Origin of the sequence: Hominiventricola filiformis (assembly GCF_020686965.1) — a bacterium.
GTDB lineage: Bacteria > Bacillota > Clostridia > Lachnospirales > Lachnospiraceae > Hominiventricola > Hominiventricola filiformis.
This window is the reverse complement of sequence record NZ_JAJEPS010000006.1, coordinates 89,837-110,191: the sequence shown is the minus strand read 5'-3', so window position 1 is coordinate 110,191 and position 20,355 is coordinate 89,837. Positions and strand designations below refer to the sequence as shown.

The 20,355-nt window shown below is 46.1% G+C and carries 18 protein-coding genes and 1 other annotated feature; all 18 genes read left to right on the top strand.

The window, feature by feature from the left end:
* Positions 1-55 precede the first annotated feature (55 nt).
* The 18 genes from LKD36_RS08060 (at position 56) to LKD36_RS07975 (ending at position 20,353) form a co-directional block, all read left to right on the top strand.
* On the top strand, positions 56-781 hold the full coding sequence (locus tag LKD36_RS08060) for an ABC transporter ATP-binding protein (protein WP_308459282.1): 726 nt from the start codon (positions 56-58) through the stop codon (positions 779-781).
* Complete coding sequence (locus tag LKD36_RS08055; protein WP_308459281.1) at positions 762-2,159, top strand: efflux RND transporter periplasmic adaptor subunit; 1,398 nt, start codon at positions 762-764, stop codon at positions 2,157-2,159. The genes LKD36_RS08060 and LKD36_RS08055 overlap by 20 nt, the downstream gene beginning before the upstream one ends.
* 3 nt (positions 2,160-2,162) lie before the next feature.
* Positions 2,163-3,377, top strand: coding sequence for an ABC transporter permease (locus tag LKD36_RS08050; protein WP_118769984.1), 1,215 nt, complete (start codon positions 2,163-2,165; stop codon positions 3,375-3,377).
* Between the two features lie 126 nt (positions 3,378-3,503).
* Positions 3,504-5,114 carry an acyl-CoA carboxylase subunit beta gene (locus LKD36_RS08045; protein ID WP_308459280.1) on the top strand — a complete coding sequence of 537 codons (1,611 nt, stop codon included), beginning with the start codon at positions 3,504-3,506 and terminating at the stop codon, positions 5,112-5,114.
* 113 nt (positions 5,115-5,227) lie between these two features.
* Positions 5,228-6,202 carry an L-lactate dehydrogenase gene (locus LKD36_RS08040; RefSeq protein WP_308459279.1) on the top strand — a complete coding sequence of 325 codons (975 nt, stop codon included), beginning with the start codon at positions 5,228-5,230 and terminating at the stop codon, positions 6,200-6,202.
* Positions 6,203-6,253: 51 nt separating this feature from the next.
* Positions 6,254-6,500, top strand: a binding site (T-box leader).
* 111 nt (positions 6,501-6,611) lie between these two features.
* Positions 6,612-7,550 (top strand): bile acid:sodium symporter family protein, encoded by a 939-nt coding sequence (locus LKD36_RS08035; protein WP_118769987.1) that lies wholly within the window; start codon positions 6,612-6,614, stop codon positions 7,548-7,550.
* A 114-nt stretch (positions 7,551-7,664) separates the two neighbouring features.
* Positions 7,665-8,099 (top strand): efflux RND transporter periplasmic adaptor subunit, encoded by a 435-nt coding sequence (locus LKD36_RS08030; RefSeq protein WP_308459278.1) that lies wholly within the window; start codon positions 7,665-7,667, stop codon positions 8,097-8,099.
* A gap of 398 nt (positions 8,100-8,497) precedes the next feature.
* Positions 8,498-10,006: a Y-family DNA polymerase gene (locus LKD36_RS08025; RefSeq protein ID WP_308459277.1), complete on the top strand. Its 1,509-nt coding sequence runs from the start codon at positions 8,498-8,500 to the stop codon at positions 10,004-10,006.
* The gene (locus LKD36_RS08020; protein WP_331465195.1) at positions 10,003-10,416 is read left to right on the top strand and encodes a hypothetical protein; all 414 of its coding nucleotides are present in this window, start codon (positions 10,003-10,005) and stop codon (positions 10,414-10,416) included. The genes LKD36_RS08025 and LKD36_RS08020 overlap by 4 nt, the downstream gene beginning before the upstream one ends.
* 125 nt (positions 10,417-10,541) lie before the next feature.
* On the top strand, positions 10,542-13,202 hold the full coding sequence (gene mutS, locus LKD36_RS08015; RefSeq protein ID WP_308459276.1) for a DNA mismatch repair protein MutS: 2,661 nt from the start codon (positions 10,542-10,544) through the stop codon (positions 13,200-13,202).
* Between the two features lie 15 nt (positions 13,203-13,217).
* Complete coding sequence (gene mutL, locus LKD36_RS08010) at positions 13,218-15,263, top strand: DNA mismatch repair endonuclease MutL (RefSeq protein ID WP_308459275.1); 2,046 nt, start codon at positions 13,218-13,220, stop codon at positions 15,261-15,263.
* A 54-nt stretch (positions 15,264-15,317) separates the two neighbouring features.
* Entirely contained in the window at positions 15,318-16,142 is an 825-nt protein-coding gene (locus LKD36_RS08005; RefSeq protein ID WP_308459274.1) for a hypothetical protein, read from the top strand.
* Positions 16,139-17,083 (top strand): tRNA (adenosine(37)-N6)-dimethylallyltransferase MiaA, encoded by a 945-nt coding sequence (gene miaA / locus LKD36_RS08000; protein ID WP_308459273.1) that lies wholly within the window; start codon positions 16,139-16,141, stop codon positions 17,081-17,083. Before LKD36_RS08005 ends, miaA begins: the two co-directional genes overlap by 4 nt.
* A complete protein-coding gene (locus tag LKD36_RS07995) occupies positions 17,080-18,366 on the top strand; it encodes a methionine gamma-lyase family protein (protein WP_308459272.1) in 1,287 nt (428 codons plus the stop codon). The genes miaA and LKD36_RS07995 overlap by 4 nt, the downstream gene beginning before the upstream one ends.
* Positions 18,367-18,372: 6 nt before the next feature.
* Positions 18,373-19,113: a zinc ribbon domain-containing protein gene (locus LKD36_RS07990; protein ID WP_308459271.1), complete on the top strand. Its 741-nt coding sequence runs from the start codon at positions 18,373-18,375 to the stop codon at positions 19,111-19,113.
* Positions 19,103-19,276 (top strand): hypothetical protein, encoded by a 174-nt coding sequence (locus LKD36_RS07985; RefSeq protein WP_308459270.1) that lies wholly within the window; start codon positions 19,103-19,105, stop codon positions 19,274-19,276. The genes LKD36_RS07990 and LKD36_RS07985 overlap by 11 nt, the downstream gene beginning before the upstream one ends.
* Positions 19,266-19,940: a hypothetical protein gene (locus LKD36_RS07980; RefSeq protein WP_308459269.1), complete on the top strand. Its 675-nt coding sequence runs from the start codon at positions 19,266-19,268 to the stop codon at positions 19,938-19,940. Before LKD36_RS07985 ends, LKD36_RS07980 begins: the two co-directional genes overlap by 11 nt.
* A complete protein-coding gene (locus LKD36_RS07975) occupies positions 19,937-20,353 on the top strand; it encodes a hypothetical protein (RefSeq protein WP_308459268.1) in 417 nt (138 codons plus the stop codon). Before LKD36_RS07980 ends, LKD36_RS07975 begins: the two co-directional genes overlap by 4 nt.
* Positions 20,354-20,355 lie beyond the last annotated feature (2 nt).

The window sequence follows — 20,355 nt, the reverse complement described above, 5'->3', positions numbered from 1 at the left end:
GTATAAAAGCTTTATAAATTCTGATTGTTAATCAAAGAGAGGAGTGTTCTCTATTTTGAAACCACTTGTAGAAGTACGGGATATGTGTAAAATTTATAATCCTGGTGAAAATGAGGTGCGTGCACTGGATCACGTGAGTCTCACCATAGATCAGGGAGAGTTCGTGGGAATCATCGGTCATTCTGGCTCTGGAAAATCAACTTTGATGAACATGCTGGGATGTTTGGATATACCGACTTCCGGATCCTATTATTTGAATGGAAAGGATGTCTCTCATATGTCAGATGACGAATTGTCGGATATCCGGAATGTGGAGATTGGTTTTATTTTTCAGGGATTTAATCTGATTCCCAACCTGACGGCGCAGGAAAATGTGGAATTGCCGTTGATTTACCGGGGAGTAGGCAAGAAAGAGCGGGAGGCACTGGCTCAGGAATCCCTGAAAATGGTAGGACTTGCCCAGCGAATGGATCATAAGCCCAGCGAGATGTCAGGAGGACAGCAGCAGAGGGTAGCCATTGCAAGGGCCATCGCGGCAAAACCTCCGGTAATCCTGGCAGACGAACCGACGGGAAATCTCGACTCCCGGTCGACCCAGGAAATTATGAACATTTTAAAAGATCTTCACAAAGACGGAAGAACAGTGATTCTTATCACCCATGATGATGAGATCGCAGCGCAGGTACACCGGGTAATCCGGATCAAAGACGGAAAAGTAGAAGCTGATTTTTATAATGAAGAGGCAAAGGGAGGACATGAAGATGATTTTAAAGAAGTCTAAGGCGAAAAAAGAAAAGAATACGACGGAACTTACAGTACAGAAGAAGACGCTGACGCCGGAGCAGAAAAAGAAACGGAAGAAACGGATCATCGCCGGTGTGGCAGCCGTTGTTATTGTGGGATTTGCAGTGAGCAGAATGCTTACTCCTGCAGCGCTTCCCATGGTGTCGGTCCGCTCTGCACAGGTAGGAAATATTGAGCAGAGTGTAGATGCCAGCGGTACCGTGACCACGGAGGAGTCAAAGACGTATTTTTCACCGGTGGGAGCGAAGATATCCGAGTGTAAGGTGCAGGCGGGAGATGCAGTGGCAGCAGGAGATGTGATGCTGGTCTATGATGCACAGGATCTGGAGGAAAGACAGAAGGAAGCAGAGCTTCAGAATGATGAAGCAAAATATACCTATGAGAACACGGTAGGTAAGAGCAACAAAGATGCTTCCGAATACAGCCGTTCCAGCCATGATGTGGAGATTCTGGAGCAGCAGGTGGAGGATTGGAAAGCAGAAGTCCATGCACTGAAGCAGTACATTACGGATATGGGATGTTTCTTGCGAGAAGCCCAGAACGAAGGCCATGAAAATGATGTGGAAGAGTATCAGAATAAGATTGACCAGGCAAATAACACATTGATGGTAAAAGAAGAAGAGCTGGCTGATTTCCAGAGCAATCTGTCTGAGCAGAAAGGGATCAAGAACTCCACGGAGGATTCCATGCTCACGGCCAGCGGAAAGAAACAGATCGAGGCAACCAAAGATCTGGCAGCATTAAAGGCTTCCCAGGTGACGGATGCAGTAGCGCAGATGAAAGATGGACTGAAAGCAGAATTTAATGGTGTTGTCACGGATGTGAAGGCTGTGAATGGCGGAACAGTGGAAGAAAACGGAGAATTACTCACCGTGGAAAGTACAGAAAATGTCTGCGTGAAGGTGTCACTCAATAAGAGTGATCTGGAGAAGGTAAAAGAAGGACAGAAAGCAGCAATTACGATTGTTGGTAAACCGTATGAGGGAACCGTTACCCGCATCAGCCGTTCTGCGACAAAGAATGAAAAAGGCGCTGCTCTTGTGACGGCGGAGATCCACATTGACAATCCGGATCAGGATCTATATCTGGGCGTGGACGGGAAAGTAACGATCCAGGGAAATAAGGCAGAAAATGTGGTAACGGTTCCCATCGAGGCAGTCAACATTGGAAAAGACGGAAGCTTTGTTTATATCGTTAATGAAAATGGGATGATTGAAAAACGAATCATCACAACCGGACTTTCCTCCGCAGAGGCAACGGAGGTGAAAGAAGGTCTTGACGGAACCGAACAGGTGGTATTAAGCGTGGATGCCGGAATTGAGGAAGGAATGCAGGTTACGCCTGTGGAGGAATAAAGCATGGGACAGCTTTTCGAATACATAAAAATGGCATTGTCCAATATTAAAATGAACAAGGGCCGGTCGTTCCTGACCATGCTCGGCATTATTATTGGTGTCTCTTCTGTTATTCTGATTATGTCCATCGGAAACGGAGCAAAATCCGAGATGGAGAATGAGCTCACTTCTGTGGCAGGAGGACAGATATATATTTATGCCAATTCCAATCTGGATGGTGAAATACCGACGGTGACGGCAGAAGACAGGGATGCATTAAGAAAACTTCCGGGTGTAAAAGGAGTCAGTTCCATGGCAGGCTCCATAGTGAACAGCGTTAAGACCGGAAAAGGAAATTTCGAAGCAGTAGTCGATTATACGGACCCGGATTACGAGTATTCCACGAATCCAACCATGCTTTATGGACACTGGTTTACCTGGGATGATTACGACAGTGGATTGGATGTGGCGGTTCTATCAGAAAAAGATGCTATTCGGATGTTTGGGACTGCTGATGTGGTGGGGCTTACGTTTGAAATGGATGATGGAAGTTCCATTAAGGATGTCCGGATTGTAGGCGTGAAAAAAGCACTGGATGGAACTTTTGTAAATGAAGGGTATGGCGATTATCTTGGTATAACAGTGCCGCTTACATCGGATTCCTACTGGGCAGAAAACCAGGACTTTGATTCGGTATATCTATTCTCTGAGAATACATCTGCGACGGCTGAGCTTGCAGAAAAGGGTGTCAATCTGCTAAATGCCCGCCATGGAATGACAGGACAGGATGCGTTTCTGACAGAGGATTTTGAAAGCCAGATGGCATCTATTATGCAGGTACTCGATATGATTACCATTTTCATTATGCTGGTGGCGGCTATTTCTCTGTTGGTCGGCGGCATTGGCGTTATGAATATTATGCTGGTATCCGTTACCGAGCGGACACGGGAGATCGGAATCCGAAAAGCATTGGGAGCCCGGACGAAATCAATCCTGCTGCAATTTCTGGCAGAGTCCGCCATTATTACCGGCATTGGCGGCATGATTGGAATTGTAATTGGAATTGCAGGGGCCTATGCCGTCTGCGCACTGCCTATGGTCAGCTTTGGGCCTGCAGTCAGTGCAGGAGCTGTCATTGGAGCGACTGTATTTTCCTGCACCGTTGGTATCTTCTTCGGAATTTATCCTGCAAGAAAAGCGGCACATTTGAGCCCGATTGAAGCATTACGCAGGAATTAGAATAAATGGACACTTACAAATACAATATAGTTTGAAAGTCAAAATATATTGACAAATAATATCGAATGTTATATACTTTGAGAGTCAAAATAATATAGACTAAGAAATATAAGAGGTGTATAACATATGTGGAAGGAAAGACTCAGTGCCCTGGACAAGAGAAGGAAACGTATCCTGCAGGCAGGCGGACAGGATCGTATTGAGAAGCAGCATAAGAGCGGCAAACTGACCGCCAGAGAGCGAATTGAAATGCTCTTTGATCCGGGCACTTTTGTGGAAGTAGATAACTTTATTGAATCCCGAATTGATGATTTTGGACTGGACAAGAAAAGAGTGCCGGGTGATGGCGTTGTGACTGGTTACGGTGAGATCGGCGGTAAGACTGTATTTGTATCTTCTGAAGACTTTACGGTTATCGGCGGTTCCCTGGGTGAGTACCACTCTATGAAAATTGCCCGTATTCAGGATATGGCGTATGATATGAAAGCTCCGATCATCATGATTAACGACAGCGGCGGAGCACGTATTGAGGAGGGAATTGATTCTCTGAGCGGTTATGCGAATATTTTCCTGAGAAATACCAAAGCATCCGGCGTCATTCCGCAGATTGCCGTAATCGTAGGCCCCTGCTCAGGCGGAGCATGCTATTCTCCGGCGATCTGTGATTATATTTTCATGGTAGAAGATATCGGCAAGATGTTTATTACCGGCCCGCAGGTAGTAAAAACTGTTGTAAATGAGACCTGCACTGTAGAGGAACTGGGCGGGGCTGCTGTTCATGCAACAAAGAGCGGTGTGACTCATTTTACCTACAAAGATGAGGAGACCTGTTTTGCAGGCATCCGGAAACTTCTTTCTTACCTGCCATCCAGTTATCTTGAAAAACCGAAGATGATCAAAGACAAAGAAGATACTTCGGCAAAAAAATCTCTGCTGTATAATTTAAATAATCTGGTAAGAAGAAATAAAATTGAGCCATATGACCACTGTGAGGATCTGACAGATATCGTGCCGGACAATTCCAGAAAAGCATATGATGTACTGGATGTGATTGACCGGATCTGTGACAAAGATTCCTTTATGGAAGTGCAAAAAGATTTTGCAAAAAACATTGTGGTTGGCCATGCCCGTATTGGTGGACAGAGTGTCGGCATTGTAGCTAATCAGCCCATGGTACTGGCAGGAAGTTTGGACTGCGATTCTTCTGATAAAGCGGCCCGTTTTATTCGAACCTGTGACTGCTACAATATCCCTCTGGTCGTTCTGGTGGACGTGCCTGCTTTTATGCCGGGAACTGCCCAGGAACACAAGGGAATTATCCGTCATGGAGCAAAAATGCTGTATGCATTTTCCGAAGCAACCGTGCCGAAGATTTCTGTCATCATGAGAAAAGCATACGGTGGAGCTTACATTGCCATGAATAGTAAGAACATGGGAGCGGATGTTGTCTACGCATGGCCGGGAGCAGAGATTGCGGTTATGGGAGCAGAAGGTGCTGTTAATATTGCATTTAAACGTACGATCAGCGAGGCAGAAAATAAAGAAGAGACCAGAGAGCAGTTGGTACAGGAATACAAGGAAAAATTTATGAATCCGTATGTAGCTGCATCCCGTGGTTTTGTAACGGAAGTCATCAAGCCGTCTGAGACGAGAAGAAGACTTATGGCAGCTATGAAAATGCTGAAAAACAAACAAGTAGCTGAAATTCCGAAAAAACATGGTAATATTCCGTTGTAATGAACTAATATATAATTCCCGGAAATCAGATTTCATCTGACAACCGGGAATTTTTTGCATTCTTTTCAGAAATGTGATAGACTTCTGAAAAAGAATGAGAGGAGAAAACTGTTATGGGAAAAGTATCCTATGGAAAAATGGTCATTATCGGAGCTGGAAATGTAGGAAGCGCGATTTTAAATTCGGTGCTTCGGATGAATATTTTGGATAATATTGTGGTTGTAAACCGTAATCAGAAGAAAGCGCTGGGAGAGGTGCTGGATGCCAGCCATACAACCGCATTTGCCTACAGTGCTAATGCAGACATCCGCGTAGGTGGTTATGAAGAGTGTGCAGATGCACAGATCATCGTCATTACAGCAGGTCCCAGTATTCAGCCAGGTAATTCAAGAGACCGGATGGTGCTTCTGGAGAAAAATGTCAGCGTTATGAACGATATTATGGAGCAGATTACCCGATATACGCGAGAGGCAATTATTATTGTTGTATCTAATCCACTCGATATTCTCACTTATATTGCACAGAAAAAGTTCAATTATCCGGCAAATAAAATTTTTGGAACCGGAACCTTGCTGGATACGGCACGTTTTAATAAGATGCTGGGTGATTTGTGCGGTGTTGACGCTAAGAACGTGACGGGATTTGTATTGGGTGAGCACGGTTCTACTTCTTTTATTCCGTGGAACACGGTAAATATTGTAGGTGTGCCCTTTGACCAGCTGAAAGAGCAGTTTAACCTTGAAGAACAGCCGGATAAAGAGAAACTTCTTCATGATACCAAGGTCATCGGACTGGATATTGTGGAACTGAAAGGTTATACCAGTTCCGGCGTGGCATTAAGCGCCTGTCGTCTGATTGGAAGTATTGTCCGGAACGAAAAATCCGTAGTGCCGGTATCTACTGTTCTGTCAGGACAGTATGGTATGACCGGAGTAGCCATGAGCCTTCCCTGTGTTATTTCTAAGAATGGAATTGACCGGGTATTGGAGCTGCCCCTTGACGAAAATGGTAAGAAAGATCTAGAGAATTGCTATGAACATCTGCGGACGGCCATTACCAGTGTCTATCCGAAAGAAAAAAATTTGTAAAATCCTATTGACATGCTTTAGAAACAGGAGTACCATAACAAGCGTTATATGAACTTCGCAATGACGAGGACGAGTAACTGGAAGGAATTCTACAGAGAGCCGCGGATGGTGGAATGCGGTGATGCAGTTTCAGCGAAAATCACCTCTGAGCATCCGGTTCGAGAAGCATGTTACCGCGTAGATCCGGACGACTGACAGTCGTTATCCTGTCGCTCATTAGTAGATGAGTAGAGAGTGGTCATGGATTCCATGGCAAGAAGAGTGGTACCGCAGAGGATTTTAAACCTTTGTCTCTTGTATTAGAGATGAAGGTTTTTTTATTTGTCCGGACAACGTAAAAATACCTGTGGAAGCATTTGCGCTATGGTGTGAAGATGCATATACAAAAGAGGAAAAGAGGAGACTAGAAATGAACGTACTGAAAAAAATCACTAATTTTGTAAGCCGTTATATGGCGGCCATTGTTATTCTTATGGCAATGATTGCATTGTTTGCACCGTCCAGTGTCAGCTTTATTAAGACAAGCTATGTCAATACATTGCTGGGCATTGTTATGTTTGGTATGGGACTTACCCTGAAGCCGGATGATTTCAAAGTAGTCTTCAGCCGCCCGAAGGATGTGATTATCGGCTGCATTGCCCAGTTTACCATTATGCCGCTTCTGGCATTTGGACTGACAAAACTGTTTCACCTGAGTCCGGAACTGGCAGTCGGTGTCATTCTGGTAGGTACCTGCCCGGGAGGAACTTCTTCCAACGTTATGACTTATCTTTCCAAAGGAGATGTGGCACTGTCCGTTGGTATGACTTCTGTATCAACGATTCTTGCTCCGTTCCTGACTCCGCTGCTGACCAAGCTGTATGCAGGACAGACGGTAGATGTGAATGTAGTGAGCATGTTCGTATCCATCATTAAAGTCGTGATTGTACCGATCCTGCTTGGATTTGTCATCAACCATTTCTTTAAGAAATTTACCGAGACAGTAGTAGAAATCCTTCCGCTGATCTCCACCACTGCGATTGTAGCGATTGTAGCAGCTGTTGTATCCGCAAACTCCGCAAAGATCATGACTTCCGGCCTTCTGATCATCGGTGTAGTTATTCTTCATAATGTACTTGGTTACACGGTTGGCTATGGCGTAGGAAAAGTTTTGAAACTGGATGAGAGCAAATGCCGTGCAATCTCCATTGAGGTCGGTATGCAGAACTCCGGACTGGCAACTTCTCTTGCAACCGTACATTTTGCACAGTATCCGCTGGCAACCATTCCGGGAGCAGTCTTCAGTGTATGGCACAATGTATCCGGAGCAATCTTAGCAAACTTTTTTGCGAGAACTGCGGAACGCTAATTAAGAAAATAAGAGATACACCTGGATTACAGGATTGTATCTCTTATTTTTTTGTGCTATACTCTCTGCAGATAGATTAGGCATATCTAACCACAAGGAGAAAATAATGGAAGAATGGATACTGAAGGGAACGGATGTGAGGCGATGGTACGGAGAGGGAGAAGTGGCTGTACATGCGTTGAATGGGGTTTCTTATCTCCGGTATCCACGGAAGAACTGTCCGTTCTCGGTATTGAGGAGAACAGAAGTAAAGTAATCCTTACCGTAGATGGCCTGTCCGACCGCATCGGTGCCGGACATCAGGCAGACCTTACCTTCCATGCCGTACATAAAGAGCAGGTACTGCAGGTACCGTCCGCTGCTATCGTGCCGGATACTGACGGAGATGCTGTCTATGTGAAAAAAGGCAGCCGCGCCATACTGACTTCGGTAGAGACCGGTGAACAAAGTGACGGCAGAACCGAGATCGTCAGCGGCCTGGAAGAAGGACAGGAAATAATCACGAATCCCTATGATGTGGATATAAGTGATGGAAAACGGGTGAAATAAATGATTGTATTTTGATGGGCGTGGTTCTCCATGAATACAGCCTTAGCCGGGCGTGGGTCTCCACGCCCGATTTGTTTGTAAAAATTCCTGTCATTTTCAAAAAAGGTGGGATTTTTGGCTGATGAAGCTATTTTCTGGCCCATTTCACGTATAAAAGCTTGTTTTGGCGAAGAAAAACAGGAACTGGGGGAGAGACATTTTTATATAGACCCATGCGTTGAATTGCATTTTGGATAAAATAGGAAGATAGTACGCAAGATAATACGTAAGATAGTGTGATTAGTTTTGATAGAAATCAGAACATATGTTTACATCACGTTTGCCGTATGGTATAGTTCAAGTATATAAGTAGAAATTGGATTCACGGCAAAAGAAGAAATTTGAAAGGAGGCATAGTCATGAAACAACACACCTACATTGCAATCGACTTAAAATCATTCTATGCCTCGGTGGAGTGCCGGGATCGGGGACTGGATCCGCTGGATACGAATCTGGTGGTGGCGGATGAAAGCAGAACGGATAAGACCATTTGTCTTGCAGTGACTCCTACATTGAAATCATTCGACATTCCCGGCCGGGCGCGTCTGTTTGAAGTAAAGCAAAGAGTCCAGGAAGTCAATGCAGACCGAAAGCGAAATCTGAGGGGCAGAGAGTTCGCTGGTTCTTCTCATTTTTATTCGGAATTGTCAAAAGATCCCTCTCTAGAGTTGGATTTTATCATTGCACCTCCGCGTATGGCCTATTACATGGAATACAGCACCCGGATTTATGAGATTTATATGAAATATGTTGCACCGGAAGATATCATTGTTTATTCCATAGACGAGGTATTTATGGATGTGACGGACTATTTGCAGACCTATCGTATGTCTCCTCGTGATCTTGCCATGAAAATGATTTTGGAAGTGCTGGAGACAACCGGGATTACGGCCACGGCAGGAATTGGAACCAACCTGTATCTGTGTAAGGTAGCCATGGATGTCATGGCAAAGCATATTCCTTCCGATAAAAATGGAGTCAGGATTGCATTTCTTGATGAAATGACTTACCGAAGAGAATTGTGGTCACACCGGCCGATTACAGACTTCTGGAGAGTGGGCAGAGGATATGCAAAGAAACTGGAAACCTATGGCATTTATACAATGGGTGACGTAGCCCGTTGTTCGGAGCAGAATGAAGAGTTACTGTACCGGCTGTTTGGAAAGAATGCAGAGCTTCTGATTGACCATGCATGGGGATGGGAACCCTGTACGGTGGAAGCGGTGAAGGCATACCGGCCGGAGAGCAGCAGTCTTGGTTCCGGTCAGGTGCTGCAGTGTCCATATGATGCGGAAAAAGCAAAGCTTGTAGTAAGGGAGATGGCAGATGCTCTTTCTCTTGATCTGGTTGAAAAGCGTCTTGTCACTGATCAGATTGTCATTACTGTTGGCTATGATATTGAAAATCTGACAGATCCGGAACGCAGAAAGAAATATCGAGGTGAGGTGGTTACGGACCGTTATGGAAGACAGATTCCAAAACATGCCCATGGAACGGAGAATCTGGAAAGCTTTACTTCTTCCACGCAAAAGATGGTAGAGGCGGCTTCTGTTCTGTACGACCGTATTGTGGACAAGAATCTGCTGATCCGAAGAATGAATATTACGGCAAACAATATCGTGGAGGAGAAAGCCGCTCAGCAGAAGAACAACAGCTATCAACAGCTGGATTTATTTACAGATTATGCGGCTGAAGAGGAGCAGGAAAAGCAGGAAGCACTAAGACTGGACCGGGAAAGAAAATTACAGGAAGCTACAATTACGATTAAGAAAAAATTTGGCAAAAATGCAATTCTGAAAGGAATGAGTCTTCAGGAAGGTGCAACTGCCAAAAATCGAAATGAGCAGATCGGAGGGCATAAGGCGTGAGTGAATATGATGATATCATCCATCTTCCCCATCATGTATCAAGAATACATCCACAGATGTCCATGGAAGACCGGGCGGCGCAGTTTTCACCATTTGCTGCTTTGACAGGCTATGATGCTGCAATTGCAGAAACAGCAAGACTGACAGATCAGCGTGTGGAGCTGGATGAATATGAACGGCAGGCTTTAAATGAGAAATTACAGTTCATTTCCGAACATTTGAAAGAGCATCCAAAAATCAGTATCACCTACTTTATACCGGATCACTGCAAAGAGGGCGGTGAATATGTTACCGTGACAGGAAATATAAAAAAGCTTGACGACTATGAGCACAGCATTGTTCTCATGGATGGAAGTCGGATTTTGATGGAAGATGTGACGATGATAGATATGGATTTATTGAGAATATGATGCAAAAACCCCTGCCACCGGAAATTTTGCGGTGGCAGTTTTTATTTTAGAATTGTGTTCAGAAGGATTTGCGGATATAATAACGTTGGATAAATATGAAAATAGATAAATACCAAGGAGAATTCATGGATAAACAGAATTTGACACCAATGATGCAGCAGTACATGAAGACCAAGGAAGAATATAAAGACTGCATCTTGTTTTATCGTCTCGGAGATTTCTACGAGATGTTTTTTGATGACGCAAAGATTGCCTCCAAGGAACTGGAACTGACGCTGACCGGAAAGAACTGCGGTCTGGAGGAACGTGCTCCTATGTGTGGAGTACCATTTCATGCGGTAGAAGGATATTTGAGCAAACTGGTATCCAGAGGCTACAAGGTTGCCATCTGTGAGCAGGTGGAGGATCCGGCTCTTGCGAAAGGATTGGTAAAGAGAGAAGTGATCCGTGTGGTGACACCGGGAACGAATCTCAATGCCCAGGCACTGGATGAGTCAAAAAATAACTATATTATGAGTATTGTCTATGTGAGTGACCGGTTTGGCATTTCCTTTGCGGATGTAACGACCGGTGATTATTTTGTGACGGAAGTAGATTCTTCCAGAAAACTTATGGACGAGCTCTATAAATTCACACCACGCGAAGTAATCTGCAATGAGGCACTTCTTATGAGCGGCGTGGAGCTGGATGATTTAAAAGAACGGTTAAATCTGGTGATGTACCCACTGGAGAGCTGGTATTTTGATGATGAACTCTGCAAAAACACTCTGCTGGAGCATTTTCATGTGAAGTCTTTGGAAGGACTGGGTGTGGTGGACTTTGGATGCGGAGTGATCGCAGCCGGCGCGCTGCTGAGGTACCTTACAGAGACCCAGAAGACGTCCCTGGCTCATATAACGAAACTGCTGCCCTATGTATCCGGCAATTATATGATTATCGACAGCTCCAGCCGGAGAAATCTGGAACTAGTAGAGACCCTGCGGGAGAAGCAGAAACGAGGTTCCCTTCTCTGGGTACTGGATAAAACAAAGACAGCTATGGGAGCCAGAACACTCCGAAGCTATCTGGAACAGCCGCTGATTGACAAGGAAGAGATTGAAAAACGTCTGACAGCCATAGAGGAACTGAACAGTCAGATGATTACCCGCGAAGAACTCCGAGAATATTTGAATCCGATTTACGATTTAGAACGTCTGATAGGAAGAATCAGCTATCAGACAGCCAATCCAAGAGATCTGATCGCATTTAAAGCTTCTCTGGAAATGCTGCCTTCGATCAGGACTCTGCTCACGGAACTGAAAAGTCCGCTGATGCAGGAGATTCTGGAAGAACTGGATCCATTGGAAGATCTGCATACGCTGGTGGAAGAATCCATTCTGGAAGAACCGCCCATTTCTATCCGTGACGGCAATATGATCCGTGACGGTTACAATACGGATGTAGATAAATATCGTACGGCCAAGACAGAAGGAAAGACCTGGCTTGCCCAGATCGAAACGAAGGAGCGGGAACGCACCGGAATCAAGAACATGAAGATCAAATTTAATAAGGTATTTGGTTATTATCTGGAAGTAACCAATTCTTATAAGGATCTGGTGCCGGATGATTATATCCGCAAGCAGACTCTGACAAATGCAGAGCGGTATATTACGCCGGAATTAAAAGAACTGGAAGATACCATTCTGGGCGCGGAAGAGAAGCTGACCGCCCTGGAGTATCAGCTGTTCTGTGAAGTGCGGGATCAGATTGCTTCTGAGGTGTTACGTATTCAGAAGACAGCGAAGGCAGTGGCGAAGCTTGATGTCTTTACTTCTCTTGCTTATGTGGCAGATAAAAACCGTTATGTGCGCCCGAAGATCAATACCCGCGGTGTTATTGATATCCGCGGAGGCCGTCATCCGGTAGTGGAGAATATGATCTCCAATGATATGTTCATTTCCAATGATACTTATCTGGACAACGGAGCCAACCGTATCTCCATTATTACCGGACCGAACATGGCAGGTAAATCTACCTATATGAGACAGACCGCCCTCATTGTGCTGATGGCTCAGGTGGGAAGCTTTGTTCCGGCAGACAGTGCAGATATCGGTATTGTAGATCGGATTTTTACCCGCGTGGGTGCATCGGATGATCTGGCCAGCGGGCAGAGTACCTTTATGGTGGAGATGAACGAGGTATCCAATATTTTAAGAAATGCCACTTCTAACAGCCTCCTGATTCTTGATGAAATCGGCCGTGGAACCAGCACCTTTGACGGACTGTCCATCGCCTGGGCGGTCATTGAACATATAGCAGATAAGAAATTACTTGGGGCCAAGACCCTGTTTGCCACCCATTACCATGAACTGACTGAACTGGAAGGCACTATGGAAGGTGTGAATAACTACTGTATTGCTGTCAAGGAAAAAGGTGACGATATTGTATTTTTACGGAAAATTGTCAAAGGCGGTGCAGATAAATCCTACGGTATCCAAGTAGCGAAGCTGGCAGGTGTGCCGGAAAGCGTCATTTCCCGCGCCAAAGAACTGGTGGAGGAATTAAGCCAGGCGGATATTTCTGTGAAGGCAAAAGCGATTGCTGAGGAAAGCCAGGCAAAGGCGAAGCAGAAGACCAAGCCGAAGACCTATGACGAAGTAGATCTGGAGCAGATTTCTCTGTTTGATACAGTAAAAGATGACGATGTGGTGAAGGAACTGCAGGAACTGGATATTTCCAATATGACACCCATGGACGCCATGAACACTTTATACCGGCTTCAGAATAAGCTGAAAAACCGCTGGTAACATAGGAGAATGATCGTGGGAAAAATTGCAGTATTAGATCAACAGACCATTGATAAAATTGCAGCCGGAGAAGTAGTAGAACGTCCGGCCTCTGTCGTGAAAGAATTGGTGGAAAATGCCATTGACGCAGGTGCTACCCAGATCACGGTAGAGATTAAAGAGGGGGGTATCGGATATATCCGGATTACGGATAATGGAAGCGGTATGGAAAAAGACGATATTCCCGTGGCATTTTTACGGCATTCCACCAGTAAAATCCGGAGTGCGGACGACCTTTTAGGGGTTTCTTCTCTGGGATTCCGTGGTGAGGCGTTGTCCAGCATTTCTGCCGTTGCCATGGTGGAACTGATTACGAAGACGAAGGAAAATGATCTGGGAAGCCGCTGCTGTATCGAGGGTGGTGTGCAGAAAAGCCTGGAGGAGATCGGTGCGCCTGACGGAACCACCTTTATTATCCGGAACCTTTTTTACAATACGCCGGCCAGGAAGAAATTCCTGAAGAGTGAAATGAGTGAGGCTTCGGCCATTCATGAGCTTATGACCCATCTGGCCATGTCCCACCCGGAAGTGGGATTCAAGGTGCTTATCGGCGGGCAGATGCGGATTCAGACTTCAGGGAATGGAAACTTAAAAGATGTGATCTATCATCTCTATGGAAGAGATGTGGCCATGCGCCTGATTGAAGTAGACCGGGAGGAAGGACCGCTTCATGTGAGAGGCTTCCTTGGAAAACCGGAGATTTCCAGAGGCAACCGGAATTATGAAAATTATTTTGTAAATGGCCGCTATGTCAAGAGTAAGATCATTGCAAAGGGCATTGAAGATGGTTATAAAACCTTTATGATGCAGCATCGGTATCCCTTTGTGTGCCTGGATATTCACATGGATGGGAAGATGCTGGATGTGAATGTGCATCCGACTAAGATGGAACTGAGGTTCAGTAACCAGAACCTGGTCTATGATCTGTTGGAGCGGATGACGAAGGACGCTTTGTCCGGCCGGGAACTGATCCCGGAAGTGACGCTGGATGAACCGAAGAAACAGGTGGTTATGCCGGAAAAAGCGCCGCAACAGGTGCCTCCGGTACAGACACTGCGGGAGCCGGAGAGTACCTATCAGGTCCAGAAGCCAGCAGCGGTTCCGACCGCATCCGTAGAGCGGACGATTCCGTCGTACCAGAAGCCGGGACAGAAAGTGCCGCTGGAAAAGATGTGGACCACACCGGAACCACAGAAGGAGCCGGTCAAACCCCAGAATAAGAATCTGGAATATTTTATGGAACAGATGCGGAAGCGAGTAGAGGAGCGTTATAAGGTGCCAGAAGCACCTGCAGCGGCTGAGCAGACGGAGACCATTGAAACCGCGCAATCGACAGTGCCTGAGCAGTCAGCCACTGCCCCAGAAACATCTGTGGAGGAGAAGCCTCCGCAGAAACCGGAGCAGCTGGACCTTTTTGACGGCAAACTGCTATCGAAAGAAGCCGCCGTCCATCATGTGATCATCGGTCAGCTGTTTGATACCTACTGGTTAGTGCAGTTTGGTGAAAAACTTTATATTATTGATCAGCATGCAGCCCATGAGAAAGTGCTATATGAGCGTCTTATGAAAGATCTGAGGAACCGGACCTTCCAGTCCCAGATGCTGTCTCCGCCTATTATTCTGAACCTGAGCATGCAGGAAGAAGAGTTGTTCCTCAAATACCGCAGCTGTTTTACGGAGATGGGATTTGAGATCGAAGAATTCGGCGAGAAAGCCTATGCCGTGCGTGCGGTACCCGCTAACCTGCCAGGAGTGGCAAGACGGGAGATTCTCATGGAACTTCTGGACAGCCTCTCTGACATTACGGGAAGCGGCAATTCTGAGTCCCTGATGGACAAAGTGGCATCCATGTCCTGTAAGGCGGCGGTAAAGGGCAATCATCAGATGTCTGCCATGGAGGCAAAAGCGCTGATTGATGAATTGTTGTCTCTGGAAAACCCTTACAACTGTCCTCATGGACGGCCAACGATTATTTCCATGAGCAAATATGAGTTGGAAAAGAAGTTTAAACGAATCGTATAGAAACGGATTCTGACGGTTTGCGTAAAATAAAGAAAAACCAGCAGAACTGTGAGTATGACAATGATAAGTCAAATACCTGTCATCTGCACACCCGGAAAACGGACGTTGAAAAATTTTCTGGCAACCGCCATGCAGCCGGTGGGAACGGTTCTCTATGTTTATGGAGGCGGCTGGAATTTTGAAAATACCGGGGCATCCAAAGAGGCCTGTTCCATCGGAGTTCCAGGCAGTTGGATTCGATTTTTTCAGAAACAGGGTACGGATTATACGTATAAAGAATACAATCCTGCCCATAATCAGAACGCATATGGATATGCCGGTGCGGACTGTACCGGATATGCAGGATGGGCTATTTATAATACACTGGAGACGGTATCAGGAAAAGCCGGTTATGTGATCTTTTCTACGGAGATGGCGTATACGCTTGCGAAGGGGCGAAAGCTTGGAACCTGGACACAGAAAATCAGCAGCTGCAGGGATTTTAAGCCGGGCGACCTGTTCAGTATGAATGGTCATGTCTGGATCTGTCTTGGGTTATGCACAGATCAGAGTATGGTGATCCTGCATTCCTCACCAACAGACAGCCGTACCGGACATCCGGGCGGAGGTGTGCAGCTATCGGCTTTAAGTGATGATCCGACTTGTCAGGCGATGGAATTGGCGCAGCACTATATGAGCCATTACTGCCCGACGTGGAAGGAACGCTATGAAGCCGTCTGGAAGTCATACCGGAAATATACCACTTTTACCGGCAAGAGAGCCGGTCGTTTCTCCTGGTATTTGGACGAACGCGGACTTTTGGATCAGGAGTATTACAGAGACAAAGATGCAGAAGCCATTCTGCAGGATTTATTTGAAAAAGGGGGATCTTCTCTTTGAAAGAACCGTTAATCATACTGACCGGCCCAACTGCGGTCGGCAAGACAAAGCTTTCCATTGCACTGGCGAAGGCGGTGAATGGAGAGATTATATCTGCAGATTCCATGCAGGTCTATAAGCACATGGACATTGGTTCTGCCAAGATCATGCCCAAAGAAATGGATGGCGTCCGCCATTACTTGGTGGACGAACTGGAACCTTTTGAAGAGTTCCATGTGGTCCGGTTTCAGGAGATGGCAAAATCGGCCATAAAGGAGATCCGAAGCCGGGGACATATTCCGATCCTGGTGGGAGGAACCGGATTCTATATTCAGGCCGTGGTACGGGACATTGACTTTACGGAAAATGAAGCAAGTCCCTACCGGGCAGAGCTGGAACGGCTGGCAGAAGAGAAAGGAAGTACTTGGCTTCATGAAGAACTGAAAAAAGTTGACCCGGAATCGGCGGAAGCCATTCACGAAAATAATATAAAACGGGTGATCCGTGCACTGGAGTTTTATAAGCTTACCGGGAAAAAGATCTCTGAGCATAATGAAGAGCAGCGGGAACGACAGTCACCTTATAATTTCGCTTATTTCGTGCTCAATGATGAGCGTGAGCATCTCTATCGGCGGATTGAGCAGCGTATTGACCAGATGATGGAAGCAGGACTGCTGGAAGAAGTCCGGAGATTAAAAGAGATGGGCTGTCATCAGGAGATGGTGTCCATGAAAGGGCTTGGATATAAGGAAATTCTGGAGTATCTGGACGGTACCTATACGCTGCCGGAAGCCGTAGAAATATTAAAACGGGATACCAGGCATTTTGCAAAGAGACAGATTACATGGTTTAAGAGAGAAGAGGATGTAATCTGGATGAATAAGCAGGATTATGCATACGACGAGGAGAAGATTCTCGAAGCAATGCTTACAATATTAAGAGAGAAGGAAATACTGAAATGAATTTAAATGAAATGTATCAGAAAATGGGCATTGATAACGATGTCTATACCTATGGACAGAAAATTGCAGAGGAATTAAAGGAACGTTTCGCAGCCATTGACGAGACAGCAGAATATAACCAGCTGAAGGTTCTGCATGCCATGCAGAAGAACCGCGTCAGCGATATTCATTTTGCAGCCACCAGTGGATATGGTTACAACGATCTCGGAAGAGACACAATGGAAGACGTCTATGCGGATACGTTCCATGCAGAAGCCGGGTTGGTGCGTCCGCAGATCACCTGCGGTACTCACGCTCTGGCAGTGGCCCTGGCTGCCAACCTGCGTCCTGGTGATGAACTTCTGGCGGTTTCAGGAAAACCCTATGATACGCTGGAAGAAGTCATTGGAATACGTCCCAGTAACGGAAGTCTTGCAGAATACGGAATCACCTATCATCAGGTGGATTTGAAAGCAGACAGCAGTTTTGATCTGGATGGCATCCGCGCAGCCATCAACGAGAAAACGAAAATGGTACACATCCAGCGTTCCAAAGGTTATCAGACCAGAAAGACATTGTCTGTGACGGAGATCGGCGAGGTTATTGCATTTGTCAAATCCATCAAACCGGATGTAATCTGCATGGTAGACAACTGCTATGGTGAGTTTGTGGAGCGGATCGAGCCGACCGATGTGGGTGCAGATCTGTGTGTTGGTTCTCTGATTAAAAATCCGGGCGGCGGACTGGCTCCCATCGGTGGTTATATTGTAGGAAAAGAGGCATATGTAGAGAACTGTGCATACCGCCTGACTTCTCCGGGTCTTGGAAAAGAAGTAGGTGCGACCCTTGGCGTCATGCAGTCCTTCTATCAGGGATTTTTCCTGGCTCCGACGGTAACGGCCGGTGCACTGAAAGGTGCTATTTTTGCCGCTAATGTCTATGAAAAACTGGGATTTGATGTACTGCCAAATGGTACCGAGAGCCGTCACGATATTATTCAGGCCATCACTTTTGGAAAACCGGAAGGTGTCATTGAATTCTGTAAGGGAATTCAGGCAGCAGCCCCGGTAGACAGTTATGTGGAGCCGGAACCGTGGGCAATGCCGGGATATGACAGTGATGTTATCATGGCAGCAGGCGCATTCGTGCAGGGCTCTTCCATTGAGCTTTCAGCAGACGGTCCTATCAAACCGCCTTATGCCGTTTATTTCCAGGGAGGGCTTACCTGGGAGCATGCCAAGTTCGGCATTCTTATGTCTTTACAGAAACTGAAAAATGCAGGAATTGCAAAGCTGGAAGCGTAAATAAATATGAAATGTAAATACTGCGGCGCTAATCTGCAGCTGACGGATGCGGTCTGCCCCTATTGTGGGAAGCCGAATCCGCGGGCAGAACGCTATGCAAAAGACAAACAATATTATGAGCAGGATTATGCGGAAACCAGCCAGAAGGTAAAAAGAGTCTGGAAACTGTCCTACGACTGGATGACCAGAGGTATCACACTTGTGGTACTTGGCGTACTGGTTTTTGGTCTTTTATTTGTCACGTTTCTTGCGGATGACCATTCTTATTATAAGAAGCAGGATGCAGCTGTGGCCGACTTTACTTCGGTATCTGAGCAGATGGACCAGTATCTGGCGGCTGGAAAATATGAGCAGTATTTTGCGTACTGCAAATCCTACAATCTGACTGGCTGGACCTCGGGACCGTTTCTGCCCTGGCAGCCCCAGACCAAATGTATTGAAATTGGACGCTTTATCAAAGAGCATCTAAACGGGTATCTGGCGGCAGACAGTATTTATGAACAGAATGATCATCTGGAGACCATCGGCGGGTTGCTTCCGGAATTTTATGATACGGACTCCCTCTGTGCGGTGGCAAAAGATGTGATTGACCGTGAGAAAACGGAAACGGATCTTCGAAATATCCAGAAAGACCTGGAACTGTCCTTGAAAATATGCTTTGGACTGACAGACGAGGAATTAGCAGAGTTGCCAACCATGACAGATGAAGAGGTTCTGCTTTTGCTGGAGGAAAAACATGAACGGTAAGAGACAGCGCTCATTTGGAAGCGCATGGATGCATATGGTGCGGCTGGTGGCAGTCACGATGGTAGTCGTACTGTTGGCGGCATTTCTTATATTTCAGTACAGTAATTATGAGGAGCAGAAAAACAACCAACAGTTAAAGGAAAGTATTCTCAATGAGCAATAATACAACGCAGCATGACAAAGACATGCGGAAATTTCAAAAAGAATACGAGAAAACCAAAGCGGACGTCTGGAAGAAAACCCGGCATTTTGAACTGCGTTCCCATAAAAGAGCGGTGCTGGGAGTTCTGGTGTTTATTGTACTGTTGGGCATGTTTTTGGTGGCAGAGGTCAGTTCCGGGTACGTGGAGAAAGTTTCCAGAAGATGGAAGGCGGGCAGGAATTACGAGAAAACCTGCAGCCAGATGGAAACTTATCTGGACAAAGGGGCTTATGGAGATTTGTTTGAGTATGGGGAATATTACCATCTGACGGACAGCGAATCCGGAAAGTTTGCATCCTGGTATCCCATTCTGTGGTGTGCCTGGCGTTATGATGTGACGGAGAAAGCAGCGGAAGATCTGGCCCAAAATGTGGAGATTTCTCTTGATAGGATATATGATGGAAATATTACATATTTTGCAGATACACTGGCGGCGTTTTATCGGGAAACCTATGAAGATGCAGAGAATGCAGATAATCCGGAAGTTTTTGAAACCATGCGGCAGCGGATGGCGGAAGTACTGAAAGAGATGATTCCCCTGACAGACGAAGAGATTTCTGAACTGGACGGCATGACTTCTGCAAGAATCAGCAAACTGTTGAGAGAGAGGTATGGGCTGGAATGAAAGAAAGCATGAGAAAGCCGGTTCTGTTTTTTATGGACCTTATGGTTGTATTTCTGGCGGTGATTCTGACTATTGAGCTCATTGCCATTGCAGGGTTTACCTTTCCGTTTATGGAAACCGGTCACAGAACATCCGCATTTTTAAGACGGATACAGGATCAGGAATACCAAAAATGTGTAGAATATTATTATGAAAATGAAGCCAATGGCGTCGAACCGGATGAGGAACTGAAGGAATGCTACGGCGTGGCAAAATACTACGAAGCTGCCTGGCAGAGAATGCGGTATCTGGCATCCGGGGAGCAGGTGCTTGCAAAAGAGGCAGAAGCCGGAATGGAAGCTGCAGCAGAAGAAATGGGAGAGCTGCAGCCAGTGCGGGAACGGATTGATGAGATTCTGAAGCAGGGGAGATAAGC